We start from the raw sequence: 16,639 nt of genomic DNA, 5'->3' as shown, positions 1-16,639 counted from the left end.
CCTCAAGATCACCCCTGGGTGTATTTCCAGGTGTAAAGCGAGCAAGGATCCCCAGAACGCAACGAAGATCATCGATGGCTATTTGATCTTGTTGGTGCGGGTCTTAACTTAGCGGTATTGGTCCGCGGCGGACCGGCGTCTCCGACTCGGGCATCGGGACCAGACCGGCGAGGAGAATCAGAAGCCAGCCCAGAGTGGACACCACGTCAACGATCGGTGCCGTGCCGTGCCCACCTGTCGCAAATACGACGAAGTAGATGACCGTGGACGCCATCATTCCAGTCAGGCCGGCGCCGAGGAGGGCCAGGGCGAACGCCGAGCGGGGCTGCCGAAAGACGGACAGAAAGACGAGGCCGGCCAGCAGGAGCAGGTATCCGGCCACCGTCGCCAAGGACGACACGAGCCCCGCCGTGTCGAAGTGCCGCATCTCGGCAATCGGCTTCAGAATCGTCAGCCAGGCGAGCAGGAAAAGGGCACCGACCACCACCAGGCTGTCCAGCGCGGTGATCACGTACCAGTGGAACCCTTCCCGCCCCAACGAGGAAGAATCCCGCCCGCTGTCGAGTGGGTCGGTCGGGAACGCGAGCACGCCGGCCAGGTACAGCACCACTATCAGCAGGAAGCCGTCGGCGGCCCAGGGCACGTGGGCGGGGATGGCCGTCCCATGCCCGGAAATCCAGGCGATGTGCCAGGCGGTCGCGACGGCGGTCGGGATCGCCGCCGCGCCGATCAGAATCCGCCATCGGCGATCTGCCCCTCGCGCCTTCCGACCCGTCCACCCCATATTGATCGCCACTGCCAGGCAGGAGGCTGCGGAAGCGAACCCGGTGACCATCGCGGCGACCCGCGAGGGGAGAGTAAATGCGCAAATGGTGATAACGAGGATGAACGCGGCACCGGCCCAGGAAGCGGTGGTCAACTTCGAACGATCGCGAGTCCTCATGGCCCACCTCGACGATGCATGGTCACCACCCTCCGTCGGCCGCCCCATCCGGAGCACCCGAGACGGACCGATGACTCCTACCCAGTTACTGGGGCCCTACCGCTCCCAACGAGGCACCGAACGCGGAGCCGCCGACGGTGAGGACTGCACCGGCTACGGCGGCGAGACACCGACTTCGCCCAACGCGCCCGCGGCATCGCGCATCTCGGTCTCGGGGGAGCCTGGACCTATCACCAGTGGCATCCCTCGCCCCAGCCACCGCTCCAGCACCTGCGAGACAGCCGAGTAGGCCCAACGACGACGAGTAACCGTGGGCGCCGCCCTCACCGAGACATCCACGGGCAGTACCGCTCTCACGCGTACGCCGGGCCCGGCGAGGCGCGCCGGCCCCCCGCGACCGAGCCGCTACACCCGGGCGCGCGTCCATCGGGTCGCCTCAGCCGATGGCCCGGTTTTCCGTGACCGCGGCCAGCCCGGCGAATGCGCGCAGGTTGGCCAGCAGCACCTCCGGCTCCGGGTGGGGCACCAGGTAGTGCGAGTAGGCCACCCGCACGAACATCTCGGCCGCCTGTTCGCTCGACAGTTCCCCCCGGCGGACCGCCGGCACCTGGTACACGGCGTTACCCAGGAGTCGGACCAGGGACTGGGTCTGCTCCGGCAGGTGCTCGTTGAGGGACTGGGTCTGCTCCGGCAGGTGCTCGTTGAGGGACTGGAGCGCGAAGCGCGGGTCGGCGCCGATCGGGTCGGCGTCGAGCACCCCGTCGAGGTAGGTCACGAGATAGCGCAGCGCCGCGTCCAGCCGGGGACCCGGGCCGCGCTGTGCCCGGACCACCGCCCGGAGCCCGAGGTCGAACTGCTCCCGCTCGTACGTGGAGATCGCGGCCAGCAGGTCGTCCTTGGTCGGAAACCAGCGGTACAACGTGGGTCGGGACACCCCGGCCGCCGCCGCCACGGCCGAGAGCGTCAGTCGGCCCGGCCCGCCGCGGAGGACCACCCGGCGGGAGGCGGCCAGGATCGCCTCCCTGCTCGTCGACCCGGTCGCCATGAGCCGACCATGACAGATCTTGCCGGAACTGTAAACCCCCGGTCGAGACACCGGTTTACCGTTCATCGGTTTACAAATTCGGCGTCAGATGTAACAGTACGGAGGCCCTGGGTCTACTCGCACCGAACGGAAACCACCAGTCCACCGTGAGCTGACTATCCCGGGAGCCGACTGAGCGTGAGCCCGACTGACAAGCTCGGCTGCACGCCCGACTGACAAGGATGTCGTTGTGCCTGTTCCCGTGGCCCCGGCCGCCGTCGACCCGACCGTGATCCGTCGTGCATGAGATCGCCCTGCGCCAGCGGGCCCACCGGGCGTTCACCGACCGGCCGGTCGACGAGGACGTCATCCGCGCGATCCTGACCACCGCCACCCGGGCGCCGAGCGCGGAGAACACCCAACCGTGGCGGTTCGTGGTGGTCCGCGACGCCGCCCTGCGGGCCCGGATCGGCGACCTCACCGCGCGTGCCTGGTCTGGGGGTGGTCGTGCCTGGGCTCAGAAGTCCCTTCCCAGCGGGCTGTTCGCCGACGTGGACGCGGGGGCCACCGGCGGTGTGGCGGCGGCGCCGGTGTTGGTGGTCGTCAGCGCCGACACCACCGCCTGCGTGCCGGCTGTGCTCGGGCCCAGCATCTGGCCCTGCGTGCAGAACCTGCTGCTGGCGGCCATCGCCGAAGGTCTGGGATCGGCCCTGACCACCCTGGCGACGGCGTTCGGGGACGAGCTGCGGACCCTGCTCGACCTGGCCCCCACCATCGCGCCGCAGGCGGTCGTCCCCCTCGGGTATCCGGCCGTGGAACTCAGACCGGGCCGACGCCGGCCGATCGATGACGTGACGACTTGGCGATGACTCCCCATGACCGGCTCGCAGCGAGCCGCGCGTCCGAAGGATGGTTCTGATGGAAGACCGCCAGCCGCCCCGGCTGCACGTTGAATTGGTCCGGACCCCCGACACGGTGACCGCGCGGGCCGAGGCGGTGGCCGCGGCCGGGTGGCGCACGTCGACCTGGGAGCCCTGCGAGCAGCCGATCGAGTTCGCCCGCCAGGAGGGACCCTGCGCCGGGGTGGTCATCGGGGAGGGCGATGGCCGGCCGGTGCCGGTGGCGGCTGAAGCGACCACCACGGTGTCGCTGCGGCGCTATCCCCGGCCATCCCAGGGTTCATGCTCCGGGGAGCAGACAACGGGAATCCTGCTCGTCCTCATCTCGCCCCGGGATGCCGACGCCGCCCAGGCGCTGCGGGACTGGGGGGACTTCATCCACCTGCGACACATCGCGGAGGCGGGCGTGCCCGGCTATCGCACCATCGCCGCGTGGGAGAACGAACACCTGACCGGCCCCCGCTTCTGCCATCTCTACGAGATGACCGGCGACGACCCGCAGGCGACCTTCGAGCGGATGACCCCACTGGTCCGCGGTCGCCTCGATCCCTCGACCTTCCGGTCCTGGGCCTGGCATCCGCAGTTGGTCATCGAGGAGTCGCGGACCTACCGGCGCACCTCGTGACCGGGCCGACATCCCGGGCCTCGAACAAAGGATCGCCGTGCGGAGGAAACGGCCAGCCCGCACCTCCGAGTCGACTTCCGAGAACGTCGGCGCAAAGAACGGCCTCTACCCGCCCGCTGGAGATGATCCGGCGAAACCGTTGCAACCAAAGCCAGACCGAACGAGTCCGCCCCCGTTCGGCCACCGACATTGCGCTCTCCTGCCTCCGGGTCCGGTCTGATCAGACCACGGCCTATGCGGGTGGCAACGATCGAGCGAGCGGACGCCCGGGCCAGATCGAACCAGAACGCTAGTAAGTCGGACGTGGCGCGGTGCGGAGCATCGTGATCTCTCCGATCCTTGGACGGGTCCTTGTCGTCGCGCTGTGCGCGATGATCGCCGTCATGGTCGCCCTGGCGGCCGGCATCCTCAGCCGATCGGATCGAGCCTGGCAAGGCGCCGGGCGTCCCTGCCCAACCCCCCGGCGCAACGACTGGTCCCGGCCAGGCAGCTCGGGATCTCGGGATGGGCCGCGGGCACGACGGCTGGCCCGCACCTGCCGCGGCTCGCGAGAGCCGTCGCATGGCGGCGCTGCCCTCGCTCGTCGAGCTGGGCTCAATTTCGACGCAGCAATCGACGCAACTCAACCCCGAAGGTAGGCTGCCGATGTGGCAGAGCACGCCAGCACCGGGGTCACCGCGACGGTGGTGGACGCCCTGTCGCCGCCTTCCGCGGACTTCGCCGACGCCGTCCACCGCCTGCTGACAGCGTTCCTGGACGCAGAGGCCGCGTCGTTGACGGATCTGGATCCCAGCCTCGAGGTGCTGGTCGCCGTCGCTCGGCAGATGGTCCTCGGTGGCGGAAAGCGCCTGCGGTCCGTGTTCGCCTTCTGGGGGTGGCGCGGCGCTGTCGGACCCGACCGGCCGGTGGCGCCGGTGCTGCCCGCGTTGGGCGCGCTGGAGCTTCTGCACGCGTGCGCGCTTGTCCACGACGACGTCATGGACGACTCCGCCACCCGGCGGGGCCTGCCGACCGCGCACCGAGCGGTAGCCGCGCGCCACGTCGCCCTCGGCTGGCCTGGAGACCCGGACGAGTTCGGGCACCACGCCGCGATCCTCATCGGCGACCTGTGCATGGTGTGGGCCGACCGGCTCGCCGGCAACGCAGAACTGCCGGCGGCGACGCTGCTCACCGCCCGCGAGGGGTATGACCGGATGCGCCTGGAGGCGATCGCCGGACAGTTCCTGGACCTGCTCGGCAACGCCGCCCGCGACCCGTCACCCGTCGAGCACGCCCTGCGCGTCGCCCGGCTCAAGACGGCCAGCTACACGGTCGTGAGGCCACTCGTCTATGGAGCCATGCTCGGTGGCGCCACCGGCGACGGGACGCTGGCGCGGGCGTACACCCGCTACGGCCTGGCGGTCGGCGAAGCATTCCAACTGCGCGACGACCTGCTCGGCGTCTACGGCGACCCGCACGTCACCGGCAAACCGGTGGGTGAGGACCTCCTGCGCGGCAGATCGACCGTGCTCGTCGAGCTCGCCCGCGCGAGCGCGACCGGCACTGAGGCCACCGAACTGCGCGCGCTGCTGGCTCGCCGCTCGCCGGAGGATCTGCCGCGCCTGGCCGCGCTGCTCGCGCGGACGGGCGCGGTCACCCAGCTCAACCGGATGATCGCCGAACGAGTCGCCCACGCATTCGCCGCGGTCAACGATGGTCCACTCGACCCGCAGACCCGTGAGGGGCTCTGCCGCCTCGCCACCGCGGCCAGCCAGCGATCCTCGTGACACTCAGCTGGACGACGCCGGGTTCCGTCGCACTCGCCTCACCGCGGCGATTCCCCGCTCAGTCACCCATCCGCGGTAGACAAGGCCAGTGAACGAGCCGGACGGCGCCAGCGCGGGAGACGTCGCCCGCCGGCTCGGCATAGCCGTCACCACCCTGCGAACCTGGCATCAACGCTACGGCCTGGGACCCAGCCAGCACTCCCCCGGGCGACACCGCCGCTACACCGCGACCGACCTCGCCCGGCTCGACCTCATGGCCCAGCTCACCGCCCGCGGCCTTCCGGCCGCCGAAGCGGCGCGGACCGTCCTCGCCCACCAGCACGCCCCGGCCACCCAACCCAGCGCCGGCCACAACAGCGGCGGCCACGACGGCGGCGGCCACACGATCGCGGTCGGCCCAGCCGCCGGCCCTGCCGCCCGCGGCCTCGCGCGAGCCGCGATGCGGCTCGACACCGCGACGATCAGCGGCCTCATCGCCGCAGCAATACGGGACCAAGGGGTCGCCGACACCTGGAACGATCTCCTATGCCCCGTACTGGTCGGTCTAGGGAAACGCCACGCCGCGACCGGACGGCTCATCGAGGTCGAGCATCTCCTTTCCCGCTGCATCTCCGGCGCGCTCACCGCGGTACCCCGGCCCGACGACCCCGCCCGGCAACCTCGGCTGCTACTCGCCTGCGCCGCCGAAGAACAGCACACCCTGCCCCTCGAAGCGCTCGCCGCCACACTGGCCGAACACGGCGCCACCAGCCTCCTACTCGCCCCCAGAGTCCCGTCGACGGCACTCACCGCCACCATCCACCGAACCCGACCCACCGCCGTCCTCATCTGGTCACACACACAGGCGACCGGCGACCCCCACCAACTCCAGGCATGCCTGCTCGGACGGCACCAGCCCCTGCTCGCCGCCGCCGGCCCCGGCTGGCCGGACCTGCCCCCCACCATCGAACGACCCGCCGACCTCACCACCGCCCTCGCGCTGCTACGGCCACTCGCCCAGTGACGATCGCGCGGCAGATCAGACGTCAACGTGGCCGGCCCGGAGGACGACAGGCTGGCTGACACCGCGCCAGGCGAGGCGGGCGCTCCGGATCACGCCGGCAGCCCAGAGCAATGATCACGAGAGAGAAGTGCCTGCGCTGCAGGGCTTTTGGGGACGAGTCTTACGGTCAGTCCGGGATCGGTGTGTTGCCGAGGACCTTGTAGTCGGCGGGCTGGCCCTTGTCGTCCAGGGTCGAGGCGAGGCCGCCGCGGACACAGACGGCCTGCTGGTCGGGGAAGGCCTTGCCGTTGCAGCGGAACTTCAGCCCACCGCCGCCGGGCAGCTCGGTCTCCTTCATCGCCTTGATCGTCGAGGTGATGGTCGCCGGGGTGATGTCGCCCGTGATTCCGCTGGTCGCCGTCTGCAGGCCGGCGGCCAGTGTGAACATCGTCAGGCTCCCCTGGCTGCTGGTGTCGATGTCCTTGCCGTAGGTGTGGGCCACCGCGAGGAACAGGCGCATCGACGGGCTGTCCGGGCCGATCGGCGAGGTGGCGCTGACGACCATGCCCTTGAGCGTCGCGCCGGAGACCGCTTTGCGGGTGGCGTCGGTGATGCACTGGGAGATGGCGCTGATGGTGCCGGTGAAGCCGACGGCCTTGAGGCCGTTCATGGCGCTGATGCAGAAGGCGTCGTTGCCGATGATGAAGACCTGGTCGGAGCCGTCCGAGGCGATCTTCTGCATCTGGGGCGTCATGTCGGCGGTGCCCGGGGCCACCCGGACCAGCTCGTAGCCGATGCCCGCCTTCTTGAACAGCGGGGGCGCGACGTCCTGGGCGGAGTGCAGGGCCGCCGGGACGTCGATCACGATGGCGGCGACCTTCTTGTTGCCCTTGTCCTTCGCGACCTGGATCGGCAGGTCGATGACCGAGAAGGTCGGGTCGCCCCGGGAGAACGTCGTCGGGCTCGACAGCAGGTCCGGGTCACTCGATCCGTAGATCATGACGGGGATCTTGGCGTCGTTCAGTGGCTTCCAGGCGCTCTCTACGACGCCGGACGTACCGATGATGACCGCGGAGACACCGTCGGCGACCATCTGGTTGCCGCAGTCGGTCGCCTTGGACAGGTCACCGAGGGTCTCGCAGACCGTCAGCTTGATCGGCCGGCCGCCGATCCCGGCCTTGTGCTCGTTCAGCCACTTGACGGTGGCCTGCGCGATGCGGGGCTCGACGCTGGCATCGGCGACCGGGTTCGCCCCCTCCGAGATCAGGCCGATATTGACCGGCGCGCCGGTCGCCCGGGCGACCGGGCCGAGAACGTCCCCCGGGCTGGCGGAGCCGCTCCCCGCCGCGCTGCCGGTACCGCCGGAGCCGCCGCAGGCCGAGGCGAGACACAGTCCCGCGGCCATCATCGCGGCGGCGACCGGGCGTAAGGCGACGGGAGAGGTGTTTCTCCAGCTGTGTTTCACTTTTCCCCCTGAGGGTGGGTGGACTGCGAAAGGGACTGGGCGTACCGGGCCACACGGGCACCGGCCAACGCGAGTGGAACTGGGTGTCGCACCGGTGTCATCGCTGTTGGGAATGTCCTTGAAAGCAGCGACCACGTCGTCGGCGTCCTCGACGATGCGCTAGTCAGTGGGAAAAAGCTTGGCCGCATCTGTCGCCGCGGCTGCCTTGATCGAGTTCGCATCCCGGGCAAGGAAATACCCAGCGGTGACGGAGCGGTCGACGGCGCGGTCGTAGGCCGCGAGGTAGGTGTCGCGGTCCACATACAGTTCCCGCAGGCGCTCGGCAGGGAAGACGGACATCGATCCAAACAGGGAAGCCATCACGGGGACGCCCGGCGCGGCACCCAGGTAGGTCGCGACGGGTACTTCCAGTTCGGGCATCCTGATGCCGCCGACAGCGTTGCCGTGCTTGTCCCGCTCGAAACGCGGTGGGTTCCCGCTCATGGCTATGCGGGGAAGCTCCGGCGGCGGCGGCCCACCCAATGCCCAGGACGCGAGTTCCGCGCCTGCCGCGGACACGACCGGCTGCCAGTCGAGCGCGTTGGGGCCAGCCGTCGCACCGACCGCTCCCGAGGTCGACCCGAGAGCGCCCGAAGGCAGGGCCAGGCCGTCGCGAACGAAGAGCCGGACCACATCGCCGATGGTGTCGGCGCCTCCACCAGCGTGCGCCGCGCCCGCGATCTCCCAGAACCGGAAGGTGGCCGAGTCCGGCTGGCGCACGGGGTGGATCGACTCGGCCTCCGTCTCCGTGCTCACGAGGATGGTGGGCACGTCCAGATCGTCCCTGACGGGCACGGGCGGCCGGGTCAGCAGCGTGGCCGCATCGTCCGTCGCCGAGCCCGTCTCGATGGGAGCCGCACGGCCGAAGTTGGCGATCAGGAGCGCGCCGTCGAGCGCCCTGCTCAAAGGCTGCACACCGTTCAGGTAGGTCGTAAGGCGCATGGCGGACTGGGACGCGCCGCTACCGAACACCCGCCTGACGTCGAATCCGCCCATCGGGTCAACCGGCGGATTCCCGCGGTCACGGCCGACGAGGAGCGCCGCCTTCGTGAAGATGTCGTACGAGAAGTCGTCGCCGGGATGTGAGAGCGGGCCGTACCGCTTCGGGTCCCAGTTCCGCAGCCCGTTTCCTTCGGCGCCAGGAACCCCATCGAGACCGATTTTCTGCGCCGACACGAGCACGGTGGCATCGCCGCCCTGCACGCTCGCAGGGGTGAACGTGCCGATCTCGAAGCCGGCCGTCACGTTGAGCCACGACAGCCAGACGATGCCGCTGAACTGTTCGGGATCGCTGGGGCGCAGTACCAGCATCCGGGTCTTGAAAGGTGCCGCGCCCGACGGTTCCAGCGTCCACCGGCCGTCGGCGCCCAGGTGCGTGCCGGATGCCGGAGCGTAAGAGGTGGCGATGCCACCGAAGAAGAACTCCTCGGCAATATAGCCGTGGCCGCCGAGGTCGAAGATCGGAAGCGCGAAGGCGTGCGGACGGTCACCGTTGCCCGTCGGCCCCGCCACGGCTAAGTCGGAGGGTTCGGCCGCACCGGAGGACGTTTCTGTCACGCGCACTCCTGACGCATGGGAACGGCGAGCGTCGCCGCTGCTCGTTGGGGTCGGTCGCGAGGGTCGTGACACTAGTGCCATAGCGAGAGTGCGGTCAAGACCGCCCCACGGCTCCGAACCCCTGACAGCTCCGCCGCATCCCACCAGGTCGGTAGCATGTGGCGGCGTGCCAGAGGCTCCGACCCGCGAGCGAGATCCGGCCGCGAAACGGGCGCGCATCACCGTCGCGGCCCTGGAGCTGTTTCAGGTCCAGGGCTACGCCGACACGACGATCGACCAGATCGCCGCCGCCGCCGGCGTTGGTCGCCGCACCGTGTTCCACCACTTCGCGACCAAAGATGCGATCCTGGTCGACCACCTCGTCATCCGCCGCGAGGACGCGCTCGCCCGCCTCGCCGCACGGCCACCCACCGAGGCGCCGCTGGCCAGCCTGCACGCCGTCCTCCGAGAACTGTGCGAACAGGGCTATGACCGCAACCTGCTGGCCCAGATACGCGCCGTGTTGGCGACCGAGCCTCGCCCCACGTTCGAGCCGCTTCCGCTGGGAATTGGAGGGTTCGTCAGGACTGCCGTCGATGTCCTCCTTCAGCGGGCGGGCACCCGCTGGTCGGCACTTGAGGTCCACGCGGTGGCGCTGATGGCAATGAGCTGGTTCACCACCGCGACCCACCTCCACCTCACCGAGGATCGGCCATCGCTCGTCGCCTGCTTCGACGAGATCGTCGAAGCCTGCACCCAGGCGACCAAGGCGCTGGTCCCCTCTATCCCGCAGCTTTCGGAGGGCCAGCTGCCGCGGACGGACACCTAGCTACGCGTGGCCGCAGGCACCGCGTAGCTCGTCCGGACGGCGGACCTGTCGCGGTTTCTCACGGGCCTCGGGGCCGGAGCCGTCAGGCGGGGACGACGCGACCGGTACGCAGGCTGATCATCTCGGTCCAGTCGTCGTTGGTGGCGAGCAGGTAGGCGTCCAGACCGACGGGAACGCTCACGACGACGATGGACCCCGGCTGGAGCGAGAGGGTTTCACTCGCGTCGGTGAGCGGCCGGCGCTGACCGCCCACCAGGACCTGCCAGCCTGGGTCGTAGGCGATCGTGGGATAGCCGCGCAGCGGCTCCGGCAGCCGGCCGCCATCCGGTATGTGGGCGAACAGCAGCTCGTAGCCGGCGGTGACCCGATGGGGATGCCGGAGCAGCCCGCTCACGTCGTCCGGGGCGAGCTGGTTTTCGAGGCTTTCGAAAAGCACCGCATCGTTGATGGACGTGACTATTGCCGTCGCGTCCAGGTCGACGGAGAACTTCGGCCCGACCACCCGGGCGGTCGCCGGGTCGACCGGAGTGCCCGGCCCACCGACGAGCGTGTGGAAGTCACCGATGGAGCCAAACTCCAGCACCCGGGCGGCGTCCGCGTCGATCACGATGTCCGCCGGGTGTGGCCCCTCCGGAATGAGATGCCTGGCGTGCGAGCACGCCGCCGCACCGGTGAGCACGACGGCCAGGACAGCGGCGTACACGGCCGAGGCGACCGACCGCGCACCGGCATTCCGTGCAGAGATCACCCGGCCACGGTGACACAAGGCGCAGACATATCGGTTGGACCGTCACATTCACGACGAACCTGGCGGAGAGTCCCGGTCAGGCTTCCAGGGAATCACCCGCTTGGCCCCTGCTTCCCGTCCTGTCCTCGTGCCGGGCTCGCGCGCCGACCGGGAGCGGGACAGCGGGATCGACGAGGTGCGCAGGATCGCCGAGGCGGCCGACAGCCTCGGCGACGACTACGTCAGGGCAGGTATCTGCGGGCGGACCCGCGGCCGAGGCGAGCTCTCAGAAGGACGGTTCGCCCTTGAGCATGCCGCCGGCGTCGATGCGCAGGTTGAGGCCGGTGATGTACTTGGCGTCGTCGGAGGCGAGGAACAGGACCAGCGAGCTGACGTCGTTCGGCTCGATGTAAGGGATCGGCATCGCCTGCAGCACCGGGAACGCCAGCTCCGCGTCCTCGCGGTTCGGGTTCTCCAGGTCGGGGCGGAACGTCTTGTAGATGCGCTCGTTCTGCAGCAAGTTGGTGTTGACGTTCGTCGGGTGGATCGCGTTGAGCCGGATGTTGTGCGGCGCGAGCTGCAGCGCGAGGACCTCGGTGTACTTGGCGACCGTCTGCTTGGCCCACGAGTAGCCGACGCCGCCGGTGTTGCCCATCACCTCGGTGGTGCCCTTCATCATCCCCGCGGTCGAGCCGGTCAGGATGATCGAGGCACCGGCGGTCAGGTGCGGCAGGCTCACCGCCACCGTGTTCATCACCCCGATGAGGTCGACGTCGGTGCAGTCGACGAATCCGCCGCACAGCGACAGGTCGTCCCAGGGGCACACCCCCGCGTTGCCGAGCACGATGTCGAGCCGGCCGAAACGAGCTATTCCTTCGTCGATCGCGGCACGCAGCTGGGGGCGCTCTCGGACGTCGGCCTTCACTGCGACGATCCCCCGGCCCAGTGCCTCGACCTCCTTCACGGTCTGGGCGAAGTCCTCGGGAGTCGCGAGCGGGTACGGGACGCTTTCGATCTGCTCACACAGATCGATCGCGATGATGTCCGCACCCTCACCGGCTAGCCGCAGCGCGTGGCTGCGGCCCTGGCCACGCGCCGCCCCGGTGATGAACGCGACCCGGCCATCGAGCTTGCCCATGCGAGAACCTTTCGACTGGAGACAGGAACACCCCGGACCTGCTGCGGGGCGTACGAGACGGTCAGGACACCGACCCGCGTGCGAGCGGCCGGTTGGCCGCCCAGGGCCGAGCTCAGATCGCGATCGGCAGCTTCGCGTAGCCGCGGACGGTGCTGGTGTGCAGCCGCACGGCGTTGTCGTGGTCGACATCCCAGGCGGGGAAGCGGCGCAGCGTCTCCTCGAGGGCGACGCGTCCTTCCAGCCGGGCCAGTGCCGCGCCGAGGCAGAAGTGGACGCCGATGCCGAAGGAGACGTGGCTGTCGAAACGCCGCCGCACGTCGTAGCGGTCGGGGTCGTCGTACTTGCGCTCGTCGCGCCCGGCCGACGCGGTGAGCATCAGGATCCGGGAGCCCGCCGGCACGGTCGTCCCGTACAGCTCGACGTCGGTCATGACGGTCCGCGCCTGCACTGGCGAGGGCGCTTCGAAGCGCAGGGTCTCCTCGACGGCGTTCGGCAGCAGCGCGGGGGCGGCAGCCAGGTCGGCGCGCTGATCAGGGTGCGCGGCGAGCAGGACGCAGGCCCAGCCGAGCAGCCGGGCGACGGTCTCGGTGCCGGCGCTGACCATCTCGTTGGTGACGGTGGCGGCCTCAGCCGTGGTGAGCCGGCGGGTGCCGTCGCCGTCCTTGACCTCCGCCTGGACGAGCGCGGTCATCATGTCGTCACGGGGCCGGGCCCGGCGTTCCTCGATCTGCTCGGCGAAGTAGGCGCGCAGCCGGGTGGAGGCGGCGCGGGAGAACTCGTTCATCATCCCGGCGCCCTCCTCGATGTGGAAGGTCTCGTCGATGGTCCGGCGGACCTCCTCGCGGTCGGCCGGGTCGACCCCGATGAGCGCGGAGATGACCATCGAGGGAAGCTGCGCGGCGAAGTCCTGGACGTAGTCGAAACCACCCCCACCGACCTGTGGGTCCAGAAGCTCCGCGCACAGGGCGCGGACCTGGCCCTCCAGGGCCGCGATGCGTCGCGGCGTGAAGGCGCGAGACACCAGTGACCGCAGCGCGTTGTGGACCGGCGGGTCCGAGAAGATCAGGAAGCCCGGCGGGATCGGGTCCTTGCCCATGATCTCCAGCACCGTGCCATACGCCGAGCTGTAGGTCCTGGTGTCCAGGTGCACGGCGTCGACGTCGGCGTGCCGGGAGACCGCGAAGAAGTCGTACTCGTCATTGCGGTACAGGGGCTGCTCGTCGCGCAGCCGGCGCCAGACCGGGTACGGGTCCACGTCGATGACCTTGTCGAAGGGATCCCAACTTACGTCCGTCACTGCTCGGACCTTTCTGTCCCGGAAGACGCCTCGCCGCGGTATCCCCGCGTGGCACTGGTACCGGCGAGCGCGTTGAACTGTGGATTCCGACTGCGGCTTCCCGGTGCCTGCCGGACTTCCCGGCCCGATCTCCCGGATCACCGCCGGCCACCGGGCAGGCCGTTGGCGCTCCCCGCTGGCACGGATGCGGCGCGGCGTGGATGCCAAGCCCAGCGGCAGACGGCCCGCCGTGCCAGCGAGGCCTGACGTCGGATGTCACAATACTGACGCCAAATTACTCCCGTCAACCCGCTGGCAGGCGGCCGGAAGCTCCACTGGCGCAGGTAATGAGACCCGGCGCCACACCAGGTGCGACTCGCAGATGACCGGAACCTGTCACGAACCCCTGGACGTGTGGACGGCGCGAGTCGGCCGGCCGTCGACAGCTCCCTGTCAGTAGACTGACGCCATATGGGCAGGCCGGTGGAACCAGACGACGAAGGCGACGGGCCGTCGCCGGACCGGCGCCGCTACGACAGCCCGGTGCGTCGCGGTCGCGCCGGCGTCACCCGTGAGCGCATTCTCGCCGCCGGCTCCGAGCTGGTTCACCGTTTCCCGACGTGGGACTGGAAGGGCCTGACCTTCCGCGCCGTCGCGGACCGCGCCGGCGTCAGCGAGCGCACCGTCTACCGGCACTTCGCGACCGAGCGCGAGCTGCACGACGCCGTGATGCGACGGCTGGAGGAGGAGGCCGGCCTCTCCTACGACGGGCTGCGTCTGGACGACCTACCGGAACTCGCCGGTCGCGTCCTGGACTCGCTGTCCTCGTTCGAGGTCTGGCGAGGGGTGACGGAGTACCAGCAGCGGCAACCGTTCGCGCCAGAGGACGAACGACGGCGGGGGGCACTCCTGGCGGCCGTCACCGCGTCGGCGCCCGCGCACTGGTCGGACGAGCAGCGGCTGAAGGCCGCCGCCCTGATCGACGTGGTGTGGAACCTACCGACCTTCGAACGTCTGATAGCCGGCTGGAAGCTGGACACCGGCCAGGCCAGCGACGCCGTCACCTGGGCGATCAGGCTGCTGGTCGAGGCGGTCCGCGGCCGGCCGCCAGGCACCAGCTGACCAGCGGCCAGCCGATGGCGCGGCCCGGCTGGGTCGGAGCGGAAGGGGCTCGTGGCCTGGTCACGGCCCGTCGGCGTCCCGTCCGAGGTCCCCGTCGTGGCGGGCCGGACGCGACCGGCGCCATGTCGCCGCTCGCGCTCCTGCATGGCCGAGCCGTCTCGATCATCAACAGGGTGCGGTGTCGCACCCACCCGTAGACCCTGGCGTGATCGACGGTGACGCCGCGTTCGGTCGGTAGCTCCTCGACGTCCGGCGCGCCTAGCGCAGGTACGCCTGACGGCCAGCGCGATCACCTCTGGCGGACCGGCTGTACCAGTTCGACGTCAACCTCCATGCCGGAGGAGCTCCCCCAGCTCGACAGCATCGGGGAGTTCAGCCTGGCCGTGCCCGGCTACTTCTCGAGCAAGCGGGCGCTCGACCGGCTCGGCAACGTCCTGGCTCCCGAACTCGCCCGCAAGAAAATCGCGGTCATCGGCCTGCACCCGGGCCTTGTGGCCACCGAACTCGTCGCCATCCGGGTCAAGGAGGCTGGCCTAGACGACACTGTGGCCGTACCGATGGCCGTCCCCGCCCGCATGCTGGCCTACTTCGCCTCCTGCGCCGACCCCATGGAATACACCGGCCGGCTGTTCTGGGCAGAACACGAACTCGCCGAATTCGGCATCGACCTGAACGATCAACCCGTGACAGCCAGCTGACCGGAACGGTCGCAGGCGCGGACGCTGATTGATCGTCGGCCGTCGCAGGGCTCGGATGCGGGATGGGGAGCGGGCGTTCGAGGAGTTTGTGACCACGCGGATTTTCTGCGCGCGGCGTATCAGTCGAACGTGCGGTCCACCGTGTCGAGCGCCCTTTCCAGTTCGGCGGCGCGTTTGCGGTACTCCTCCGCTTCTTTCAGGCCGGCGTTGCGCAACATGCGGTCGATCGTCTCCAGACGGGGCGACGCGACGTCCTCGCCAAGCTCGCGCAGCAGGGGAAGGGCTTCGTGGATCCGGCCCCTGCGGCCCAGGAATTCGGCGTACGCCAGTATGTCGTCGCTCGTGCGGAAGCTACCAGCCCGTGCGGCCGTCCGCAGGTAACGCTCGGCGTCCTGGCTGTGCCCCCTGGTTCGGGCAGCGTCCCCGGCTCGGCGGGCGGCTACGGGGTTGCCCAGGTCGGCGGCCAGCCGAATGTAGCGCTCGCCCTCTTCCCTGCGGCCTGCGCCAGTCAGCATCAGGCCAAGTCTCAGCGCTGCCTCGACGCGCCCCAGCTTGTAGGCGATCAGATAGAACCGTTCGGCCTCGGCCGCGCGCGTCGGGCCACGCCCCGTCGCGTCTGGCAACCCCCTCTCGAGGATCTCGCCGAGGTCAAAGGCGGCGTCGCGGTCGCCGCTCTCGGCCGCCTCCCGCAGCACGTCCTCAGCCTGTTGATCCTCTACGGCCTCGTGGAGGTAGAAGGCCACCTGGGTTGCGGGCCGGCCCTGTTCGCGGGCAAGCTGCGCGGCCCGTCGGCGCCAGGCCAGGCGCCGCTCCCGCCCGCCAAGCACCAGGCTCAGCTCGTAGGCCGCCGCGGGATGGCCCGCTTCTGCCGCTCGCCGCAGCGGACGCACGGCCAGATAGCGGTAACCGGCCACGCGCCGGCGCTGGCCCCGCTCGTACTCAGCGTGAATACGGTCGGCGCTGAGCGGCTCCTCCCGCCGCTCGCGGCGCGACCGAGAGCCGGAAATGCTTCGTGACCTGTCAAGCCAGCGCATCCGACCTCCCGCACCCCGAGGCAGAGATCTCTGACAACGCGTATAGACGCACACAAGAAGAATGCAACCGAGGCAGCTGCACCACAACCACGAACTCTGACCTGATTTCACCGCCCACCCACACGCGCGCGGTCCTCACCCAGACCATCGACCCCGCCGCGTCGCAGGCAGGACCGGCGAGAGCGTCAAGGTCGTCCAGGCCTGGCTCGGCCACAAGAGCGCCGTCGAGACATTGGACACGTACGGTCACCTCTGGCCGGACAACGACTGGGGCACCCAACTCGCCGTGGATCGCACACTCGAGACCATGATCGAATAAGAAACAGGCCCAGAACAGGCCACAATCTAGATGACGAAGGCGAAGTGCCTGTGCCACAGGCGTTTGGGGGACGAGTCGGCCTGTAATCCGGAAACAGGCGGCACAGTTCCGTGGCCTGCGACGGCGGAGCGATCATGCCGCCTACCGGGCACTTTCGACTCTCGTCGCTTCCCGTCATTTGCCGTTGTCTCGTTTCCAGAACGGCCCGAAAACGGCC

Annotated in this window: 14 protein-coding genes and 1 pseudogene; 7 read left to right on the top strand and 8 right to left on the bottom strand. The window is 69.7% G+C overall.

Annotated elements, in window-relative coordinates:
• Window positions 1-103: 103 nt before the first annotated feature.
• Entirely contained in the window at window positions 104-991 is an 888-nt protein-coding gene (locus tag I6A60_RS10640; protein WP_203042753.1) for a hypothetical protein, read from the bottom strand.
• 388 nt (window positions 992-1,379) lie between these two features.
• A complete protein-coding gene (locus I6A60_RS10635; protein WP_203042752.1) occupies window positions 1,380-1,988 on the bottom strand; it encodes a TetR/AcrR family transcriptional regulator in 609 nt (202 codons plus the stop codon).
• Between the two features lie 278 nt (window positions 1,989-2,266).
• Here I6A60_RS10635 and I6A60_RS10630 point away from each other — a divergent pair, with 278 nt between their 5' ends.
• The 4 genes from I6A60_RS10630 (at window position 2,267) to I6A60_RS42765 (ending at window position 6,260) form a co-directional block, all read left to right on the top strand.
• Window positions 2,267-2,836, top strand: a complete 570-nt coding sequence (locus I6A60_RS10630) for a nitroreductase family protein (RefSeq protein ID WP_203015175.1) — start codon at window positions 2,267-2,269, stop codon at window positions 2,834-2,836.
• A gap of 49 nt (window positions 2,837-2,885) precedes the next feature.
• Complete coding sequence (locus tag I6A60_RS10625; RefSeq protein WP_203015172.1) at window positions 2,886-3,491, top strand: hypothetical protein; 606 nt, start codon at window positions 2,886-2,888, stop codon at window positions 3,489-3,491.
• A 647-nt stretch (window positions 3,492-4,138) separates the two neighbouring features.
• Window positions 4,139-5,257: a polyprenyl synthetase family protein gene (locus tag I6A60_RS10620; protein ID WP_203015170.1), complete on the top strand. Its 1,119-nt coding sequence runs from the start codon at window positions 4,139-4,141 to the stop codon at window positions 5,255-5,257.
• An 88-nt stretch (window positions 5,258-5,345) separates the two neighbouring features.
• Window positions 5,346-6,260, top strand: a complete 915-nt coding sequence (locus I6A60_RS42765; protein ID WP_203015167.1) for a MerR family transcriptional regulator — start codon at window positions 5,346-5,348, stop codon at window positions 6,258-6,260.
• A 166-nt stretch (window positions 6,261-6,426) separates the two neighbouring features.
• Here I6A60_RS42765 and I6A60_RS10610 read toward each other — a convergent pair whose 3' ends face one another.
• Together I6A60_RS10610 and I6A60_RS10605 are read right to left on the bottom strand one after the other, a co-directional pair.
• The gene (locus I6A60_RS10610) at window positions 6,427-7,647 is read right to left on the bottom strand and encodes an ABC transporter substrate-binding protein (RefSeq protein WP_203015270.1); all 1,221 of its coding nucleotides are present in this window, start codon (window positions 7,645-7,647) and stop codon (window positions 6,427-6,429) included.
• 216 nt (window positions 7,648-7,863) lie between these two features.
• Entirely contained in the window at window positions 7,864-9,300 is a 1,437-nt protein-coding gene (locus I6A60_RS10605) for an alpha/beta hydrolase domain-containing protein (RefSeq protein ID WP_203015165.1), read from the bottom strand.
• Window positions 9,301-9,466: 166 nt separating this feature from the next.
• Here I6A60_RS10605 and I6A60_RS10600 point away from each other — a divergent pair, with 166 nt between their 5' ends.
• A complete protein-coding gene (locus I6A60_RS10600) occupies window positions 9,467-10,108 on the top strand; it encodes a TetR/AcrR family transcriptional regulator (RefSeq protein WP_203015162.1) in 642 nt (213 codons plus the stop codon).
• Between the two features lie 82 nt (window positions 10,109-10,190).
• Here the strand turns inward: I6A60_RS10600 and I6A60_RS10595 are convergent, their stop codons facing one another.
• From I6A60_RS10595 to I6A60_RS10585, 3 genes are all read right to left on the bottom strand, one after another.
• Window positions 10,191-10,856: a hypothetical protein gene (locus tag I6A60_RS10595; RefSeq protein WP_307873626.1), complete on the bottom strand. Its 666-nt coding sequence runs from the start codon at window positions 10,854-10,856 to the stop codon at window positions 10,191-10,193.
• 265 nt (window positions 10,857-11,121) lie between these two features.
• On the bottom strand, window positions 11,122-11,973 hold the full coding sequence (locus I6A60_RS10590) for a mycofactocin-coupled SDR family oxidoreductase (RefSeq protein ID WP_203015160.1): 852 nt from the start codon (window positions 11,971-11,973) through the stop codon (window positions 11,122-11,124).
• 112 nt (window positions 11,974-12,085) lie between these two features.
• Window positions 12,086-13,270, bottom strand: coding sequence for a cytochrome P450 (locus I6A60_RS10585; RefSeq protein ID WP_203015157.1), 1,185 nt, complete (start codon window positions 13,268-13,270; stop codon window positions 12,086-12,088).
• A 462-nt stretch (window positions 13,271-13,732) separates the two neighbouring features.
• Here I6A60_RS10585 and I6A60_RS10580 point away from each other — a divergent pair, with 462 nt between their 5' ends.
• Complete coding sequence (locus I6A60_RS10580; RefSeq protein WP_307873625.1) at window positions 13,733-14,371, top strand: TetR/AcrR family transcriptional regulator; 639 nt, start codon at window positions 13,733-13,735, stop codon at window positions 14,369-14,371.
• A 335-nt stretch (window positions 14,372-14,706) separates the two neighbouring features.
• A pseudogene (locus I6A60_RS10575) lies at window positions 14,707-15,069 on the top strand (SDR family NAD(P)-dependent oxidoreductase); the annotation flags it as partial.
• Between the two features lie 119 nt (window positions 15,070-15,188).
• Here I6A60_RS10575 and I6A60_RS10570 read toward each other — a convergent pair.
• On the bottom strand, window positions 15,189-16,103 hold the full coding sequence (locus tag I6A60_RS10570) for a hypothetical protein (RefSeq protein WP_203015151.1): 915 nt from the start codon (window positions 16,101-16,103) through the stop codon (window positions 15,189-15,191).
• Window positions 16,104-16,639 lie beyond the last annotated feature (536 nt).

This window comes from Frankia sp. AgB1.9 (assembly GCF_016786355.1).
In the GTDB taxonomy this organism is placed as follows: Bacteria; Actinomycetota; Actinomycetes; order Frankiales; family Frankiaceae; genus Pseudofrankia.
Note: the sequence above shows the minus strand (reverse complement) of the source record. Positions and strands in the feature narration are given on the sequence as shown.